The 17,679-nt window shown below is 53.1% G+C and carries 17 protein-coding genes; 14 read left to right on the plus strand and 3 right to left on the minus strand.

Annotated features, from left to right (window positions below; translation table 11 throughout):
- From ubiJ to tatD, 6 genes are all read left to right on the plus strand, one after another.
- Positions 1–606 (plus strand): ubiquinone biosynthesis protein UbiJ, encoded by a 606-nt coding sequence (ubiJ, locus tag OGV69_RS02245; protein WP_038634468.1) that lies wholly within the window; start codon positions 1–3, stop codon positions 604–606.
- Positions 603–2,243, plus strand: coding sequence for a ubiquinone biosynthesis regulatory protein kinase UbiB (gene ubiB, locus OGV69_RS02250; RefSeq protein ID WP_069325080.1), 1,641 nt, complete (start codon positions 603–605; stop codon positions 2,241–2,243). Before ubiJ ends, ubiB begins: the two co-directional genes overlap by 4 nt.
- A gap of 78 nt (positions 2,244–2,321) precedes the next feature.
- Positions 2,322–2,576 carry a Sec-independent protein translocase subunit TatA gene (gene tatA, locus OGV69_RS02255; RefSeq protein ID WP_003017888.1) on the plus strand — a complete coding sequence of 85 codons (255 nt, stop codon included), beginning with the start codon at positions 2,322–2,324 and terminating at the stop codon, positions 2,574–2,576.
- Between the two features lie 3 nt (positions 2,577–2,579).
- The gene (gene tatB / locus OGV69_RS02260; RefSeq protein WP_038634462.1) at positions 2,580–3,128 is read left to right on the plus strand and encodes a Sec-independent protein translocase protein TatB; all 549 of its coding nucleotides are present in this window, start codon (positions 2,580–2,582) and stop codon (positions 3,126–3,128) included.
- Between the two features lie 2 nt (positions 3,129–3,130).
- Entirely contained in the window at positions 3,131–3,922 is a 792-nt protein-coding gene (tatC, locus tag OGV69_RS02265; protein WP_069325079.1) for a Sec-independent protein translocase subunit TatC, read from the plus strand.
- 41 nt (positions 3,923–3,963) lie between these two features.
- Positions 3,964–4,746 (plus strand): 3'-5' ssDNA/RNA exonuclease TatD, encoded by a 783-nt coding sequence (gene tatD, locus OGV69_RS02270; protein WP_038634456.1) that lies wholly within the window; start codon positions 3,964–3,966, stop codon positions 4,744–4,746.
- Positions 4,747–4,752: 6 nt separating this feature from the next.
- On the opposite strand, the gene rfaH is transcribed toward tatD, so the two are convergent.
- Complete coding sequence (rfaH, locus tag OGV69_RS02275; protein WP_038634455.1) at positions 4,753–5,241, minus strand: transcription/translation regulatory transformer protein RfaH; 489 nt, start codon at positions 5,239–5,241, stop codon at positions 4,753–4,755.
- Between the two features lie 204 nt (positions 5,242–5,445).
- Between rfaH and ubiD the strand changes: the two genes are divergently transcribed.
- The 4 genes from ubiD (at position 5,446) to OGV69_RS02295 (ending at position 9,812) form a co-directional block, all read left to right on the plus strand.
- Positions 5,446–6,939, plus strand: a complete 1,494-nt coding sequence (gene ubiD / locus OGV69_RS02280; protein ID WP_069325078.1) for a 4-hydroxy-3-polyprenylbenzoate decarboxylase — start codon at positions 5,446–5,448, stop codon at positions 6,937–6,939.
- Positions 6,940–6,979: 40 nt separating this feature from the next.
- Complete coding sequence (gene fre, locus OGV69_RS02285; protein WP_038634448.1) at positions 6,980–7,681, plus strand: NAD(P)H-flavin reductase; 702 nt, start codon at positions 6,980–6,982, stop codon at positions 7,679–7,681.
- A 227-nt stretch (positions 7,682–7,908) separates the two neighbouring features.
- A complete protein-coding gene (locus OGV69_RS02290) occupies positions 7,909–8,835 on the plus strand; it encodes an ROK family protein (protein WP_069325077.1) in 927 nt (308 codons plus the stop codon).
- Positions 8,832–9,812, plus strand: a complete 981-nt coding sequence (locus OGV69_RS02295) for a LacI family DNA-binding transcriptional regulator (RefSeq protein ID WP_069325076.1) — start codon at positions 8,832–8,834, stop codon at positions 9,810–9,812. Before OGV69_RS02290 ends, OGV69_RS02295 begins: the two co-directional genes overlap by 4 nt.
- A gap of 213 nt (positions 9,813–10,025) precedes the next feature.
- Here the strand turns inward: OGV69_RS02295 and fadA are convergent, their stop codons facing one another.
- Together fadA and fadB are read right to left on the minus strand one after the other, a co-directional pair.
- Positions 10,026–11,189 carry an acetyl-CoA C-acyltransferase FadA gene (gene fadA / locus OGV69_RS02300; protein WP_069325075.1) on the minus strand — a complete coding sequence of 388 codons (1,164 nt, stop codon included), beginning with the start codon at positions 11,187–11,189 and terminating at the stop codon, positions 10,026–10,028.
- 9 nt (positions 11,190–11,198) lie between these two features.
- Positions 11,199–13,388: a fatty acid oxidation complex subunit alpha FadB gene (fadB, locus tag OGV69_RS02305; RefSeq protein WP_069325074.1), complete on the minus strand. Its 2,190-nt coding sequence runs from the start codon at positions 13,386–13,388 to the stop codon at positions 11,199–11,201.
- Positions 13,389–13,575: 187 nt separating this feature from the next.
- On the opposite strand from fadB, the gene pepQ reads away from it, so the two are divergent.
- Genes pepQ through hemG form a run of 4 tightly spaced genes read left to right on the plus strand, consistent with a single transcriptional unit; the run spans position 13,576 to position 17,568 of the window.
- The gene (gene pepQ, locus OGV69_RS02310) at positions 13,576–14,907 is read left to right on the plus strand and encodes a Xaa-Pro dipeptidase (protein WP_038634435.1); all 1,332 of its coding nucleotides are present in this window, start codon (positions 13,576–13,578) and stop codon (positions 14,905–14,907) included.
- Positions 14,907–15,521 carry an IMPACT family protein gene (locus OGV69_RS02315; RefSeq protein WP_042313949.1) on the plus strand — a complete coding sequence of 205 codons (615 nt, stop codon included), beginning with the start codon at positions 14,907–14,909 and terminating at the stop codon, positions 15,519–15,521. Before pepQ ends, OGV69_RS02315 begins: the two co-directional genes overlap by 1 nt.
- Before the next feature lie 38 nt (positions 15,522–15,559).
- A complete protein-coding gene (gene trkH / locus OGV69_RS02320; RefSeq protein ID WP_003017848.1) occupies positions 15,560–17,011 on the plus strand; it encodes a Trk system potassium transporter TrkH in 1,452 nt (483 codons plus the stop codon).
- An 11-nt stretch (positions 17,012–17,022) separates the two neighbouring features.
- Positions 17,023–17,568, plus strand: coding sequence for a menaquinone-dependent protoporphyrinogen IX dehydrogenase (gene hemG / locus OGV69_RS02325; RefSeq protein ID WP_038634428.1), 546 nt, complete (start codon positions 17,023–17,025; stop codon positions 17,566–17,568).
- The last annotated feature ends 111 nt before the right edge of the window (positions 17,569–17,679 follow it).

Raw genomic sequence — 17,679 nt, forward strand, 5'->3', positions numbered from 1 at the left:
ATGCCTTTAAAACCCTTAGTGACCGCAGGCGTTGAAAATCTGCTCAATACCTTTCTGTATCGTTCTCCTGCGCTGAAATCAGCCCGAACACGTTTACAGAGCAAGGTGCTGCGTGTTGATCTTAAAGGATTTTCAACACCCTTAGTCCTGGTGTTTAGTGAGCGCCAGGTCGATGTGCTGGGGGCATGGGAAGGCGAAGCCGATTGCACAGTAATCACACATGCCAGCGTGTTGCCGAAATTACGCGACCGCCAGCAACTTACCACGCTTATTCGCAGCGGTGAGCTGGAAGTTCAGGGTGATATCCAGGTGGTGCAGAACTTTGTGGCGCTGGCCGATCTGGCTGAGTTTGATCCCGCAGAACTGTTAGCGCCCTATACCGGCGATATCGTCGCGGAGGGGGTCAGCAAAGTCTTGCGTGGCGGCGCGAAGTTCTTGCGCCATAACATTCAGCGCCAGCAGCGCTATGTAGCCGAAGCGATCACCGAAGAGTGGCGTATGGCTCCCGGCTCGCTCGAGGTTGCATGGTTTGCAGAAGAAACGGCAGCCGTTGAACGTGCGGTCGAATCTCTGGCCAAACGGCTGGAAAAACTGGAGGCCAAATGACGCCAGGTGAAGTACGGCGCCTTTATTTCATCATTCGCACTTTTTTAAGCTACGGTCTTGATGAACTCATCCCTAAAATGCGTATCACGCTGCCGCTTCGGTTGTGGCGTTACTCGCTGTTCTGGATGCCCAACCAACATAAAGACAAACCGCTGGGAGAAAGGCTGAGACTGGCTTTACAGGAGCTCGGCCCGGTGTGGATCAAATTTGGGCAAATGCTCTCTACCCGTCGTGACCTTTTCCCACCGCACATCGCCGATCAGCTTGCGCTATTGCAGGATCGCGTTGCCCCATTCGATGGGCAGCGAGCGAAAGAACAAATCGAAGAAGCCATGGGCGGGCTGCCCGTCGAGGAGTGGTTTGATGATTTTGAGATCACGCCGCTGGCATCCGCGTCTATTGCTCAGGTCCATACCGCACGACTGAAGTCCAATGGTAAAGAGGTGGTGATCAAAGTTATCCGCCCGGACATACTGCCGGTCATTAAAGCGGATTTAAAACTGATTTACCGCCTTGCGCGCTGGGTTCCTCGTCTGCTGCCGGATGGCCGTCGTCTACGGCCAACAGAAGTGGTCCGCGAGTATGAAAAAACGTTGATTGATGAGCTGAACCTGTTGCGCGAATCGGCGAACGCAATTCAGCTGCGACGTAATTTTGAAGATAGCCCGATGCTGTACATCCCGGAAGTGTATTCCGACTATTGCAGTCAGAACATGATGGTGATGGAGCGCATATATGGTATCCCCGTATCGGATGTCGCAACGCTTGAGAAGAATGGCACCAACATGAAGTTGTTGGCTGAACGCGGCGTGCAGGTCTTCTTTACTCAGGTATTTCGCGACAGTTTTTTCCATGCGGACATGCATCCTGGGAATATTTTCGTGAGTTATGAGCACCCTGAAAACCCGAAATACATTGGTATTGATTGCGGGATTGTGGGTTCTTTAAATAAAGAAGATAAGCGTTACCTTGCTGAAAACTTTATTGCGTTCTTTAACCGAGACTACCGCAAAGTTGCCGAACTGCATGTAGATTCAGGTTGGGTTCCGCCTGATACCAACGTTGAAGAGTTTGAATTTGCAATCCGTACCGTGTGCGAGCCGATATTCGAAAAACCGCTGGCGGAGATTTCCTTTGGCCACGTGCTGTTGAATCTGTTTAACACCGCGCGTCGATTCAATATGGAAGTCCAGCCTCAGTTGGTTTTGCTCCAGAAGACGCTGCTGTACGTTGAAGGTGTCGGACGACAACTCTATCCGCAGTTAGATTTGTGGAAAACGGCCAAGCCGTTTCTCGAATCCTGGATTAAAGATCAGGTCGGTATTCCTGCGCTCGTCAGGGCATTTAAAGAAAAAGCTCCGTTCTGGGTCGAAAAAATGCCAGAAATACCTGAACTGGTGTATGACAGTTTGCGCCAGGGCAAATATTTACAGCACAGTGTTGATAAGATTGCCCGCGAGCTTCACGCGAATCATGTGCGTCAGGGACAATCCCGTTATTTATTGGGCATTGGCGCAACATTGTTGCTAAGTGGAACATTCCTGCTGGTAAGCCGCCCTGAGTGGGGGCTTATGCCGGGCTGGTTAATGGCGGGAGGCGTCATAGCCTGGATAATCGGCTGGCGCAAAATGCGCTGAATTTTTCATCGCCCAAGGCAGGCCGTGTAACGTATACTACGGCCTTATTAATTCATCATCTATGACAGAGGAACATGTATGGGTGGTATCAGTATTTGGCAGTTGTTGATCATTGCCGTCATCGTTGTACTGCTATTTGGCACCAAGAAACTCGGCTCCATCGGTTCCGATCTTGGCGCGTCTATTAAAGGCTTCAAAAAAGCGATGGGTGATGATGAACCTAAGCAAGATAAAACCAGCCAGGACGCTGATTTTACTGCTAAATCCATTACCGATAAGCAGGGCGAAGTGAAAAAGGAAGACGCCAAAAGCCAAGATAAAGAGCAGGTATAATCCGTGTTTGATATCGGTTTTAGCGAACTGTTATTGGTATTCGTGATCGGCCTCATTGTCCTGGGGCCGCAACGACTACCCGTGGCGGTAAAAACGGTTGCTGGCTGGGTTCGCGCTTTGCGTTCCCTTGCAACTACTGTTCAGAACGAACTGACCCAGGAGCTTAAGCTTCAGGAATTCCAGGACAGCCTGAAGAAAGTAGAGAAAGCGAGCCTGACAAATCTGACCCCGGAGCTGAAAGCATCAATGGATGAGCTGCGTGAAGCGGCGGAGTCGATGAAGCGTTCTTATAGCGTGCACGATCCTGAGAAAGCCAGCGATGAAGCGCACACTATCCATAATCCGGTGGTGAAAGACGGTGAAGCGCAGCGAGAAGGGGCCACCCCAGCTGCCGCTGAAAACCAGGCCAGTTCGCCGGAGCAAAAACCGGAATCCACGGGTGCTAAAACGCCAGAGCCGACGGAAAACACTTCCGCCACGTTGATGGATGCAGAAAAGAAAGCTGCCGCACCTGTTGTCGAATCCTCCCCCTCGTCGAGTGATAAACCGTAAACATGGCTGTAGAAGATACCCAACCGCTCATCACGCATCTTATTGAGCTGCGTAAGCGACTCCTGAACTGCATTATTGCTGTGTTCGTGATCTTTCTGGCATTGGTGTACTTTGCCAACGACATTTACCATATGGTTGCGGCGCCGTTGATCAAACAGATGCCGCAGGGCGCAACAATGATCGCCACCGATGTGGCCTCGCCGTTCTTTACCCCGATAAAGTTAACCTTCATGGTGTCGCTGATTCTGTCAGCGCCAGTGATCCTTTATCAGGTCTGGGCATTCATTGCGCCTGCTTTGTACAAACATGAACGTCGCCTGGTTGTGCCGTTGTTGGTCTCCAGTTCGTTATTGTTCTACATCGGTATGGCATTCGCCTATTTTGTCGTCTTCCCGTTGGCGTTTGGTTTCCTTGCCAATACGGCTCCGCAAGGCGTACAGGTATCGACAGACATTGCCAGCTATCTCAGTTTCGTAATGGCGCTGTTTATGGCTTTCGGTGTCTCTTTTGAGGTCCCTGTCGCCATTGTGCTGCTATGCTGGATGGGCATTACGACGCCTGAAGACTTACGCAAGAAACGCCCTTACGTTGTAGTGGGGGCATTTGTCGTCGGGATGCTATTGACCCCGCCTGATGTGTTCTCGCAAACGCTGTTGGCGATACCGATGTACTGCCTGTTCGAGGTGGGTGTGTTCTTCTCTCGATTCTATGTCGGTAAGCGACGTACGCGAGATGAGGATAACGAGGCTGAAGAAGCAAAAGAAGTTGAAGCCACCGAGAAAACTGAAGAATAAACGCAACCGCCCGTCAGGGCGGTTGTCATATGGGAGGAAGCATGTTTGATATTGGCGTTAATTTAACCAGTTCACAATTTGCGAAAGACCGGGATGAGGTCGTGGCGCGCGCCTTTGCTGCGGGCGTAAACGGAATGCTTCTGACCGGAACAAACCTGCACGAAAGCCAGCAGGCTTTAACGTTGGCGCAGCATTATCCGCATTGCTGGTCCACGGCTGGCGTGCACCCGCATGACAGTAGCCAATGGCAGTCCTCAACAGAAGCAGAAATTATTGCGCTGGCAAACCATTCACAGGTGGTCGCTATTGGTGAGTGCGGCCTGGATTTCAATCGCAATTTCTCCACGCCGCAGGAGCAGGAGCGTGCTTTTGTGGCACAACTGCGCATTGCTGCTGAACTGCAGATGCCGGTTTTCATGCATTGTCGGGACGCCCATGAGCGTTTTCTGACGTTACTGGAGCCATGGCTGGACAGCCTGCCCGGTGCGGTGCTGCACTGCTTTACAGGCTCGCGCCAGGAGATGCAGGACTGTGTAGACCGCGGTCTTTACATTGGTATCACCGGGTGGGTGTGTGATGAGCGCCGGGGCATGGAACTGCGTGAGCTGCTGCCCTTTATCCCGGTTGAGAGATTGCTGATCGAAACCGATGCGCCCTACTTACTTCCCCGGGATTTAACACCTAAACCAGCGTCACGGCGCAATGAACCTGCGCACCTACCCCATATTCTTGAGCGTATTGCCCACTGGCGCGGCGAGGATCCTCAATGGTTGTCAGCAACCATTGATGCGAACGTCAGAACGCTGTTTGAAGTGACTTTCTAAGGCGACTTAAATTTTTCGAAAGCCGGTGTTTTTCACGCTCTGCTTAACCTCTTTATTCAATAGGTTAAGCAGCAGCATGGAACGCGCTTCGCCATCGGGTTCGGTAAAGATCGCTTTCAACCCCTCAAACGCACCTTCGGTAATAATCACACTGTCCCCCGGATGAGGGGTTTCAGGGTCAACAATACCTTCAGGTTTATAGATAGAAAGTTGATGAATGACGGGAGAAGGAACGGTCGCCGGCGTCGCACCGAAACGGACGAAATGGCTGACACCACGCGTGGCATTGATGGTGGTGGTGTGGATCACTTCCGGGTCGAACTCGACAAACATATAATTAGGGAATAGGGGTTCACTGACTGTGGTCCGTTTACCGCGCACCATTTTTTCCAGGGTGATCATAGGCGTCAGGCAGTTCACCGCCTGTCTTTCCAGATGTTCCTGGGCTCGCTGAAGTTGCCCACGTTTGCAGTACAGTAAATACCAGGATTGCATAATAACTCTTATCCGCTTGTTCTGAGCGCCAGCATAGCAAAAGCCATGAGTTAAGTTAATTATACCCGCCGCAAAGCAGGCTGAAACCCAATGGGTATATACTCCCAGGCCTGATATGTATCGCCAGAGTTCACGCTAATTTAACAAAAATACAGCATCACAATGATGAACGCCGTATAATGAAGCGCTTACGAAGAGGCCACAATGGACGCCATGAAATATCACGATTTACGCGACTTCCTGACGCTGCTTGAACAGCAGGGCGAGCTCAAACGCATTTCGCTTGAGGTGGATCCCCATCTGGAGATCACTGAAATTGCCGATCGCACCTTGCGTGCCGGTGGGCCTGCGTTACTGTTTGAAAATCCTAAAGGCTATACAATGCCGGTGCTGTGTAACCTGTTTGGCACACCGAAGCGTGTGGCGATGGGGATGGGGCAAGAAGATGTCTCGGCGCTACGGGAAGTGGGTAAGCTGTTGGCGTTTTTGAAAGAGCCTGAGCCACCGAAAGGATTTCGCGATCTGTTCGATAAGCTGCCGCAGTTTAAGCAGGTGTTGAACATGCCGACTAAGCGGTTACGCGGCGCGCCTTGCCAGCAAAAAATCTATTCAGGCGATGAAGTCGACTTAAACCGTATTCCGATTATGACCTGCTGGCCAGAGGATGCTGCGCCGCTGATTACCTGGGGGCTGACCGTTACGCGCGGCCCGCATAAAGAGCGGCAGAATCTCGGTATCTATCGTCAGCAGCTGATTGGCAAAAACAAGCTCATTATGCGCTGGCTTTCCCATCGCGGCGGCGCGCTTGATTATCAGGAGTGGTGCGCGGCGCATCCTGGTGAACGGTTCCCGGTTTCTGTGGCCTTGGGAGCAGACCCGGCAACAATTCTGGGCGCTGTTACCCCTGTCCCGGATACATTATCTGAGTACGCATTTGCCGGGCTGTTGCGTGGCACCAAAACTGAAGTGGTCAAATGTATTTCCAACGATCTGGAAGTGCCTGCCAGTGCTGAAATTGTGCTGGAAGGCTATATCGAACCGGGTGAAATGGCCCCGGAAGGACCATATGGCGATCATACTGGTTACTACAATGAAGTAGATAGCTTCCCGGTCTTTACCGTCACGCACATTACTCAGCGTGAAGATGCAATTTATCACTCTACCTACACCGGACGCCCGCCGGATGAGCCCGCAGTGCTTGGCGTGGCGCTGAATGAAGTCTTCGTGCCTATTCTGCAAAAGCAGTTTCCGGAAATCGTCGACTTTTACCTGCCTCCGGAAGGCTGTTCATATCGCCTGGCCGTGGTAACGATGAAAAAACAGTACGCAGGTCATGCCAAACGCGTCATGATGGGTGTCTGGTCGTTTTTGCGTCAGTTTATGTACACCAAATTTGTTATTGTCTGCGATGATGACGTCAACGCACGCGACTGGAATGATGTGATTTGGGCGATTACGACGCGTATGGACCCGGCCCGGGATACTGTACTGGTAGAGAATACACCCATTGATTACCTGGATTTTGCCTCGCCGGTTTCCGGTCTTGGTTCAAAAATGGGGCTGGATGCCACCAATAAATGGCCGGGCGAAACCCAACGCGAATGGGGACGTCCGATAAAAAAAGATCCTGAAGTCACTGCACGTATTGACGCAATTTGGGATGAACTGGCCATCTTTAATGACGGCAAAAGCGCCTGAGGCGCGATCGTTTTGCCTATTGATCCGACAGAGAGAGCGCATGACAACCTTAAGCTGTAAAGTGACCTCGGTAGAAGCTATCACTGACACCGTATATCGCGTTCGTTTAGTGCCAGACGCGGCGTTTTCCTTTCGTGCCGGCCAGTATTTAATGGTCGTGATGGACGAACGAGATAAGCGCCCGTTCTCCATGGCATCTACGCCGGACGAGCAGGGGTTCATTGAACTGCACGTTGGCGCTTCTGAGCTAAATCTGTACGCCATGGCCGTGATGGACCGCATTCTGAAAGACCGGGAAATTAAGGTCGACATTCCGCATGGCGAAGCCTGGCTACGTGATGAGGACGAACGACCGTTGCTCCTGATTGCCGGCGGGACGGGATTCTCTTACGCGCGTTCCATTCTGCTTACCGCGCTGGCGCGCAATCCAAATCGCGATATCACTATTTACTGGGGCGGGCGCGAAGAGAAGCATCTCTACGATCTCTCTGAGCTGGAAGCGCTGTCAGTAAATCATCCGAATCTGCGCGTTGAGCCAGTGGTAGAACAGCCTGAAGAAGGCTGGCGTGGCCGTACGGGCACCGTATTAACGGCAGTATTACAGGATTACGGTACCCTGGCGGAACACGATATCTACATTGCCGGACGTTTTGAAATGGCTAAAATCGCGCGCGATCTGTTCTGCAATGAACGCAGTGCGCGTGAAGATCGCCTGTTTGGCGACGCGTTCGCGTTTATTTAAGCGCTGTGCGCCGGAGCCCTTCCGGCGCATTCATCACTCACCTTACTTCTACTACAGGGTGCAAGCCCGGTCCCGTTGCCTTTCTTTCCTCACCAGTTTTTAGTAAACATTTTTTGACTATCTATTAATCATAAGAATAAGCTTTTGTGACGGAACTCTTTTTGTTTAGTAAACAAAGTTGGCAAGCTATGCAGCATCACATTACAAGGCGCAAACGAGGGAAAACCATGAGGCTTGGTCTGGATATTGGCGGGACTAAAATCGAAGCGGTAGTGATTGATAATACGGGGGAAATTGTTTATCGCGAGCGATGCGCAACCCCAAAGCAGAGCTATGGCGATTTTTTCCACGCCGTAACGGAGATGATTGCTAAGGCCAGGCAGGCCGTTAATCAGCCTTTCTCGGTTGGCGTTGGGGTGCCCGGTGCGGTGGATAGCGAAGGGTTAATCAAAAACTCCAACATTCTGGTGCTGAATCAGCAGAGCTTTGCGCAAGATCTTGAGCAAGCGTTAGGGATGGCTGTGCCCGTCACCAACGATGCTAACTGCTTTACGCTGTCAGAGGCGATGGACGGCAGCGGATATGGACACAGCGTCGTTTTTGGCGTCATCCTCGGTACCGGTTGCGGCGGCGGTGTGTGTATCGATAACCGCCTGATTTCCGGTCCTAACGCTTGTGCAGGCGAGTGGGGGCATAATGCCTTGCCGCGTTATCATGAATCCCGGGATGGGGCCGCAGTGACATGCTATTGCGGACAGTTGAACTGTATCGAAAGCTTTATTTCCGGCAGTGGTCTGGAACGCCAGTATTTGAACCACACCGCGCTTCATGCGGGTGTGCCACAAATTATGCGCCAGGTAGAATCGGGTGATGCAGATGCCTGTTTGTTATGGGAACGCTATTGCGATCAACTGGCGCGGGCGTTGGCAAGCGTGGTGAATACGCTCGATCCCGATGTGATAGTGTTGGGGGGCGGGGTATCTAATATCGATTTACTGTATTCTGGCTTGCAGGCGCGAGTAGCACAGTACGTATTTGGTAAACAGTGCCGTACACCGATCGTTCCGGCCAGACACGGCGACAGCAGCGGCGTGCGTGGTGCCGCCTGGCTGGGGGCGCAACGAGCCTGCGTAGAATCAATGAGAGTGAAATGACGAAACCTGTACGTATCAGAGACATTGCCGAAGCATGTGGGGTCTCAGTTGGCGCTGTTTCCCGCGCCCTAAAAGGGCAGCCGGGGCTGCGTGAAGATACCCGGTTGCGCATTATTTCTGTGGCGCAGCAGCAGGGTTATGATTTTTCCCGCTTGCGCAGCGACAAGATCAAACGCGTCCTGTTTTTGCTGCATCGTCAGCACAATATCAGCCGCGCATTACCGTTTTACTCCCAACTGCTGTTAGGTATAGAAGATCTTTGTCGCGAGAATGGTATTGCGCTGAGCTTTCTGTCTATCGGTCCGGGTGATACGGTGAGTGAGCAGGTGCTGCTGCACCAGCCGGATGCGCTGATCTGCGCCGGATTTTTTGAGCCTGAATTACTTGGGCTGCTGCAACAGATGAAACTGCCGCTGGTGCTGGTGGATCTCTGGGCGCCTGGCCTGCCTTGTGTCAATCCGGACAATACCCAGGGCGGCTATCTGGCCACGCAACACCTGATTGCACAAGGTCGCAACCGCATCGCGTTTCTTGCCAGTACACTTTCTCACTACAGTATTCGCCAGCGTGAGAAGGGCTATCGTCAGGCATTGTATGAAGCCCGGTTGCTGATGCCGCCAGAGTACGAAGCCATCGCGCCGCCGTTGCTCGATACCGAGCAATCTTTGGTAGAGGCGGTTAATGAGCTGCTCAGGCTGCCGGAGCCACCCGATGCCATTTTTGCCTATAACGATGCGGCAGCGATGGTTGTTCAAAGAGTGTGCGCGCAGCAGGGCATACGTATCCCGGAAGACCTTGCGCTGGTGGGGTTTGATGATATTGATGCCGCAGCCTGGTCACATCCGCCGCTGAGCACTGTCGCGGTTGATAAGCAACAACTGGGTCGGGAAGCGCTGCGTTTACTACTCGAAGAGAAGCAGGAAGAGAATCTGCTGCTGCCGGTGCAGTTAGTGGTACGTGGTAGTTCAGGGAAATAAAAAACCCGCCCCTGACAGGCGGGAAGAACGGCAACTAAATTTTCTCTCTTCGCCATTGGCACCATAACTGTGTTGGCTGCGCTCATTCACCCGAATCACTTACTACACGTAAGCTCATCGGGATTCATTCACTTGCCGCCTTGTTCTGGCACCAATGGCTTTGAGATAACATTTCGTAGGCCGGGCAAGCGAAGCGCCCCCGGCGTGCCTTGATTAAACTCGCTCAAATACCGTCGCGATACCCTGACCTAACCCGATACACATCGTCGCCAGACCAAACTGTACGTCTTTGCGTTCCATCAGATTGAGCAGGGTAGTGCTGATACGCGCACCGGAACAACCCAGCGGGTGACCCAATGCGATCGCCCCGCCGTTGAGGTTGATCTTCTCGTCGATCTGCTCCATCAGCCCCAGATCTTTAATACACGGCAGGATCTGGGCGGCAAAAGCTTCATTCATCTCAAACAAGCCGATGTCGCTGGTGGAGAGTCCCGCTTTTTTCAGCGCCAGCTGTGAAGCCGGAACCGGACCGTAACCCATGATGGAAGGGTCGCAGCCGACAACGGCCATTGAACGAATTCGGGCACGTGGCGTCAGACCCAGCTCACGGGCACGGCTTTCGCTCATGACCAGCATCGCGGCAGCACCATCGGAAAGCGCGGAAGAGGTACCGGCCGTCACCGTGCCGCTAACTGGATCGAATGCCGGGCGCAGGGTAGAAAGCGCTTCAACCGTGGTCTCCGGGCGGATAACTTCATCGTAGTTAAACTGCTTCAGCACGCCGTCTGCATCATGACCGCCAGTCGGGATGATTTCATTTTTAAATGCGCCAGACTGTGTAGCAGCCCAGGCGCGAGCGTGTGAACGCGCGGCGAAGGCATCCTGCATTTCACGGCTAATACCGTGCATGCGGGAGAGCATTTCCGCCGTCAGGCCCATCATCCCCGCGGCTTTCGCCACGTTGCGGCTCATACCCGGGTGGAAATCAACCCCGTGACTCATCGGCACATGGCCCATATGTTCCACGCCGCCAATCAGGCACGCCTGAGCATCGCCGGTCATGATCATGCGTGCTGCATCATGCAGCGCCTGCATGGATGAACCACAGAGACGGTTAACGGTCACTGCCGGTACTGAATGTGGGATTTCCGCCAGTAGTGACGCGTTACGAGCGATATTGAAACCCTGCTCCAGCGTTTGCTGCACGCAGCCCCAGTAAATATCATCAAGCGCGGATGGCTCCAGCGCCGGATTACGCGCCAGCAGGCTACGCATTAAATGTGCGGAGAGGTCTTCTGCCCGCACGTTACGAAACGCTCCCCCTTTTGAACGGCCCATCGGGGTACGGATCGCATCAACAATTACAACCTGTTCCATTGTGACTCCTTAAGCCGTTTTCAGGCTGCCAACCGGGCGGGCAGGCTCAACCTGGGGATAATACGGTTCGTTATGGCGCGCTTTATCACGCAGACCGGCCGGAACTTCATACAGTGGGCCTAGGTGCTGATACTGTTGGGCCATATCGAGATACTTCGCGCTGCCGAGCGTATCCAGCCAGCGGAACGCGCCGCCGTGGAACGGAGGGAAGCCCAGGCCATAAACCAGCGCCATATCGGCTTCTGCCGGGCTGGCGATAATGCCTTCTTCCAGACAACGCACCACTTCGTTGACCATTGGGATCATCATGCGGGCGATAATCTCGTCATCGCTGAAGTCGCGTTTCGGTTGGCTGACCTCTGCCAGCAGACCATCAACGGCGGCATCTTCTTCTTTCTTCGGCTTGCCCTTGTTGTCTTCTTTATAACGCCAGAACCCGAGACCGTTTTTCTGTCCGAAACGGTTAGCATCAAACAGGGCATCGATCGCATCGCGATAATCTTTCTGCATACGCTGTGGGAAGCCCGCAGACATCACCGCCTGTGCGTGATGCGCGGTATCGATCCCCACCACGTCCAGCAGATAAGCCGGGCCCATCGGCCAGCCAAACTGTTTTTCCATCACTTTGTCGACTTTGCGGAAATCCGCTCCGTCGCGCAGCAACTGGCTGAAACCGGCAAAATAGGGGAACAGCACGCGGTTGACGAAGAAACCAGGGCAGTCATTGACCACAATTGGTGTTTTGCCCATCTGGCTTGCCCAGGCGACAACCTTAGCGATGGTTTCATCTGAGCTTTTTTCGCCGCGAATGATCTCAACCAACGGCATGCGGTGCACCGGGTTAAAGAAGTGCATGCCACAGAAGTTTTCCGGGCGTTTGAGCACGCTGGCCAGTTCGTTGATTGGAATGGTTGAGGTGTTCGAAGCCAGTACGGTGTCCGGGCGTACCTTATCTTCGGTTTCCGCCAGTACCGCTTTTTTCACTTTCGGGTTTTCCACAACCGCTTCGACTACCACGTCCACACGCTCGAAGCCGCTATAGTCGAGGGTTGGATGGATAGTGGAAATCACGCCCGCCATTTTCAGGCCGTCAATTTTGCCGCGCTCGAGTTGTTTGTTCAGCAGCTTGGCCGCTTCGGTCATGCCCAGCGTTAATGATTTGTCGTTGATATCTTTCATCACAACCGGCACGCCTTTCCAGGCCGACTGGTAAGCGATACCGCCGCCCATAATCCCCGCGCCCAGCACCGCCGCTTGCTTTGGCGCCTCAATATTTTTGGTGAGCTTTTTGGCTTTGGCTTTCACGAACTGATCGTTAAGGAAGATCCCAACCAATGCGCGAGCTTCACTGGTGTGCGCCAGTGGAACAAAACTTTTATTTTCCAGGTTCAGCGCTTCTTCACGGCCAAAACGGGCTGCCGCCTCAATCGTTTTCACGGCAGTGATTGGTGCGGGATAATGCTTCCCGGCCGTCTGCGCCACCATACCTTTGGCGATAGTAAAGCTCATCGCCGCTTCAATTTTGCTGAGTTTCAACGGTTCCAGCTTCGGCTGGCGTTTGGCTTTCCAGTCGAGATCGCCGTTAATCGCCTGACGTAATATGGCGATCGCGCCATCAAGCAGTTTCTCGTGTTTCACGACGCCATCGACCAGGCCGATTTTCAGCGCCTGCTCAGCACCAACATCTTTACCCGCAGCAATGATTTCCAGCGCGCTGTCCGCGCCCAGCATACGTGGCATACGTACGGATCCGCCAAAGCCTGGCATGATGCCCAGCTTGGTTTCCGGCAGGCCGATGCGCAGGTCCGGCGTTGCCAGACGGTAATCGGTCGCCAGCACACACTCGCAGCCGCCGCCCAGCGCATAGCCATTTACCGCTGAGAGGGTCGGAACAGGTAGATCTTCCAGACGATTAAAGACGCTGTTGGCAAAATGCAGCCACTGGCTCAACTGTTCTTCAGGCACGAGGAACAATGAAAGGAATTCGGTGATATCGGCACCGACAATAAAGGCTGCTTTGTTAGAGCGCAGCAGCAGCCCTTTTAAATTCGGTTGTTTTTCCAGCACGTCAAGCGCATGGCCCAGGCTGGCAACGGTGGCTGTGTCGAGTTTATTGACCGAACCAGGGGCATCGAACACCAGTTCGGCGATGCCATCTTCCAGCCAGTCGAGGTACAGGGTGTCGCCTTTGTAAAGCATGTCAGTCTCCTGAATCCGCAAGGTGATCTGGTCATACCAGATGAATCGAAGTGTGTGTTTTATGTTAAAAAAATGCAAATGAATGATTAAAGAAATGACGATTTGATCACGCTCGGCAGAAATCACGCACTCACAAAGCGATGTGCTAAGATGCGGAGTCTTGAGGTCAAAAACAGAAGGATAGAAAATGGAATCACTGGCCGCACTCTATAAAAATCATATCGTTACCTTACAAGAGCGGGCGCGCGACGCGCTGGAACGCTTCAAGCTGGATGCGTTACTTATTCACTCTGGCGAACTTGTTAACGTCTTTCTTGACGACCATCCGTACCCGTTTAAGGTCAATCCGCAATTCAAAGCCTGGGTACCCGTAACGCAGGTCCCTAACTGCTGGTTGCTGGTGGATGGTGTGAATAAGCCAAAATTGTGGTTCTATCTGCCGGTCGACTACTGGCATAACGTTGAGCCGCTGCCGACCTCCTTCTGGACAGAAGAAATCGAGATCATCGCGCTGCCAAAAGCGGACGGTATCGGTAGCCAACTGCCAGCTGCTCGCGGCAATATCGGTTATATCGGTCCGGTTCCGGAACGTGCGTTGCAACTGGACATCGCGGCCAGCAACATCAACCCGAAAGGGGTGATCGACTACCTGCATTATTACCGCGCCTTTAAAACGGATTACGAACTGGCCTGTATGCGCGAAGCGCAGAAAATGGCGGTGAATGGACACCGTGCCGCGGAAGAAGCATTCCGTTCCGGGATGAGCGAGTTTGACATCAACCTGGCTTATCTGACCGCGACCGGTCACCGCGACACTGACGTGCCATACAGCAACATCGTTGCGCTTAATGAGCATGCGTCGGTTCTTCATTACACCAAACTGGATCATCAGGCGCCGTCTGAAATTCGCAGCTTCCTGCTGGACGCTGGTGCGGAATATAACGGCTATGCAGCAGACCTGACGCGTACCTGGTCGGCGAAAAGCGACAACGACTATGCGCATCTGGTGAAAGATGTTAACGACGAAGAGCTGGCGCTTATCGCTACCATGAAAGCAGGTACCAGCTACGTGGATTACCACATTCAGTTCCATCAGCGCATCGCGAAGCTGCTGCGTAAGCATCAAATCATCACCGATATGAGTGAAGAGGCGATGGTGGAAAACGATCTTACTGGACCGTTTATGCCGCACGGTATTGGTCACCCGTTGGGTCTGCAGGTGCATGATGTCGCTGGCTTTATGCAGGATGACAGCGGTACCCACCTTGCTGCCCCGTCGAAGTATCCTTACCTGCGCTGCACCCGTGTTCTGCAGCCGGGCATGGTTCTGACCATCGAACCGGGCATCTACTTTATTGAATCGCTGCTGGCGCCGTGGCGTGAAGGGCAGTTCAGCAAACACTTCAACTGGCAGAAAATTGAAGCTCTGAAACCGTTCGGCGGTATTCGTATTGAAGACAACGTGGTGGTCCATGAGAACAATATCGAAAACATGACGCGGGATTTAAAACTGGCGTAATGGACAGTTGGTTAATCCCTGCGGCGCCGGTTAGCGTCGTTGAAGAGATCAAAAAAAGCCGCTTTATTACGCTGCTCGCCCATACGGACGGCGTAGAAGCGGCGAAAGCATTCGTTGAGTCCGTCAAAGCGGAACACCCGGACGCCCGCCACCATTGTGTGGCATGGGTGGCGGGGGCGCCGAATGACTCGCAGCAGTTGGGCTTTTCAGACGATGGTGAACCGGCGGGAACGGCAGGTAAGCCGATGCTCGCGCAACTGATGGGCAGCGGTGTTGGTGAGATTACCGCGGTGGTGGTGCGCTACTACGGCGGTATCCTTCTCGGTACGGGTGGGCTGGTAAAAGCCTACGGTGGCGGTGTGAATCAGGCGTTGCGTCAGTTAACGACACAGCGCAAGACGCCATTAACCGAATATACTTTGCAGTGTGAGTACGGTCAGCTGGCAGGCATAGAAGCTTTGCTGGGTCAGTTTGACGGTAAAGTCGTTGCCAGTGATTACCAGGCTTTTGTTCGGCTCAGGGTGGCGCTTCCTTATGCCAAAGTGGATGAATTTTCGGCAAAACTGGCGGATTTTAGTCGTGGTTCATTGCAATTGTTAGCGATTGAAGAATAATCCCCACCTCATTTTAAAGAACTAAGGAAGCGGTAGAGATGCATTTTCGCGCCATTACCCGAATCGTTGGACTACTGGTCATCTTATTCTCGGGGACAATGATTATCCCCGGACTGGTGGCGCTCATCTATCGCGATGGGGCAGGGCGTGCATTTACCCAAACTTTCTTCGTTGCTCTGGCGATCGGCTCCATGCTGTGGTGGCCGAACCGCAAAGAGAAAGGCGAGCTGAAATCTCGCGAAGGTTTTCTGATTGTCGTCTTGTTCTGGACCGTGCTGGGTAGCGTGGGTGCGCTGCCGTTCATCTTTGCGGAAAGCCCTAACCTAACGATTACCGATGCATTTTTTGAATCCTTTTCCGGATTGACCACCACCGGGGCAACAACGCTGGTGGGGCTGGATTCATTGCCACACGCTATCCTCTTTTATCGACAGATGCTGCAATGGTTCGGCGGGATGGGGATCATCGTGCTGGCGGTGGCTATTCTGCCTATTCTTGGCGTTGGGGGGATGCAGCTCTACCGGGCAGAAATGCCGGGGCCGCTGAAAGATAATAAAATGCGCCCGCGTATTGCCGAAACGGCGAAAACCCTGTGGCTTATCTATGTATTGCTGACGGTGGCATGTGCACTGGCGCTATGGTTTGCCGGGATGCCAGCGTTTGACGCCATTGGGCACAGCTTTGCCACGATTGCGATTGGCGGCTTTTCCACGCACGATGCCAGCGTGGGATATTTCGACAGTCCCACGATCAACACCATCATTGCTATCTTCTTGCTGATCTCCGGCTGTAACTATGGCCTGCACTTCTCTTTATTAAGCGGCCGTAGCCTGAAGGTCTACTGGCGCGATCCGGAATTTCGCATGTTCATCGGCGTACAGTTGACGCTGGTGGCTGTCTGTACGCTGGTACTGTGGATACACAATACCTACGGTTCAGCGCTCACGACCATCAACCAGGCCTTTTTCCAGGTAGTGTCGATGGCGACGACCGCCGGATTTACCACCGACAGCATTGCCCGCTGGCCGCTGTTCCTGCCGGTGCTGTTGTTGTGTTCTGCCTTTATCGGCGGCTGTGCCGGGTCTACGGGCGGAGGCTTGAAGGTGATTCGTATCCTGTTGCTGTTTAAGCAAGGTAACCGCGAGTTGAAACGTCTGGTTCACCCGAATGCTGTTTACAGTATCAAACTGGGTAACCGTGCGCTGCCGGAGCGAATTCTTGAAGCCGTATGGGGATTCTTTTCTGCCTATGCGCTGGTCTTTATTATCAGTATGCTGGCGATTATTGCGACCGGTGTTGATGACTTCTCCGCGTTTGCCTCCGTGGTGGCGACGCTGAATAACCTCGGGCCAGGGCTGGGCGTTGTCGCCGACAACTTTGCCAGTATGAACCCCGTGGCGAAGTGGATCCTGATTGCCAATATGCTGTTTGGTCGTCTGGAGGTCTTTACTCTGCTGGTACTCTTTACCCCTACTTTCTGGCGTGAATAATGGAGTAACACGTGAAAACACTGATTCTTTTTTCTTCCCGGGACGGGCAAACGCGTGAAATCGCCGAGTATCTGGCTTCTGAACTCAAAGAGCTGGGCGTTTGGACGGATGTTGTTAATTTGCATCGCACCGCGGAGCCTGACTGGCAAAATTATGACAGCGTGGTGATTGGCGCCTCGATTCGCTATGGTCATTACCATGCCGCATTTCAGGAGTTTGTGAAAAAGCATGCCACGCGGCTGAATGCGATGCCGAGTGCGTTCTACTCCGTTAACCTGGTTGCCCGTAAACCGGAGAAGCGTACGCCGCAAACCAACAGCTATGCGCGTAAGTTCCTGATGAGTTCGCCGTGGCGGCCGGATCGCAGTGCGGTTATTGCCGGCGCTTTGCTGTATCCCCGCTATCGCTGGTATGACCGCGTTATGATCCAACTGATAATGAAGATGTCAGGCGGTGAAACGGATACGCATAAAGAAGTGGTGTATACCGATTGGGAACAGGTCGCGGGTTTTGCACGGGAAATTGCCCAATTAACCCACAAAACGTTGCCAAAATAAGCGCAAAGAATAAAAAATAATCACTCGGAAAATTATTTTGAATTTCCCCTTGTCAGCCTGAAATAACTCCCTATAATGCGCCTCCACTGACACGGAACAACGGATTACACG

The sequence above is a fragment of the Citrobacter sp. Cc139 genome, from assembly GCF_030334645.1.
In the GTDB taxonomy this organism is placed as follows: Bacteria; Pseudomonadota; Gammaproteobacteria; order Enterobacterales; family Enterobacteriaceae; genus Citrobacter; species Citrobacter werkmanii.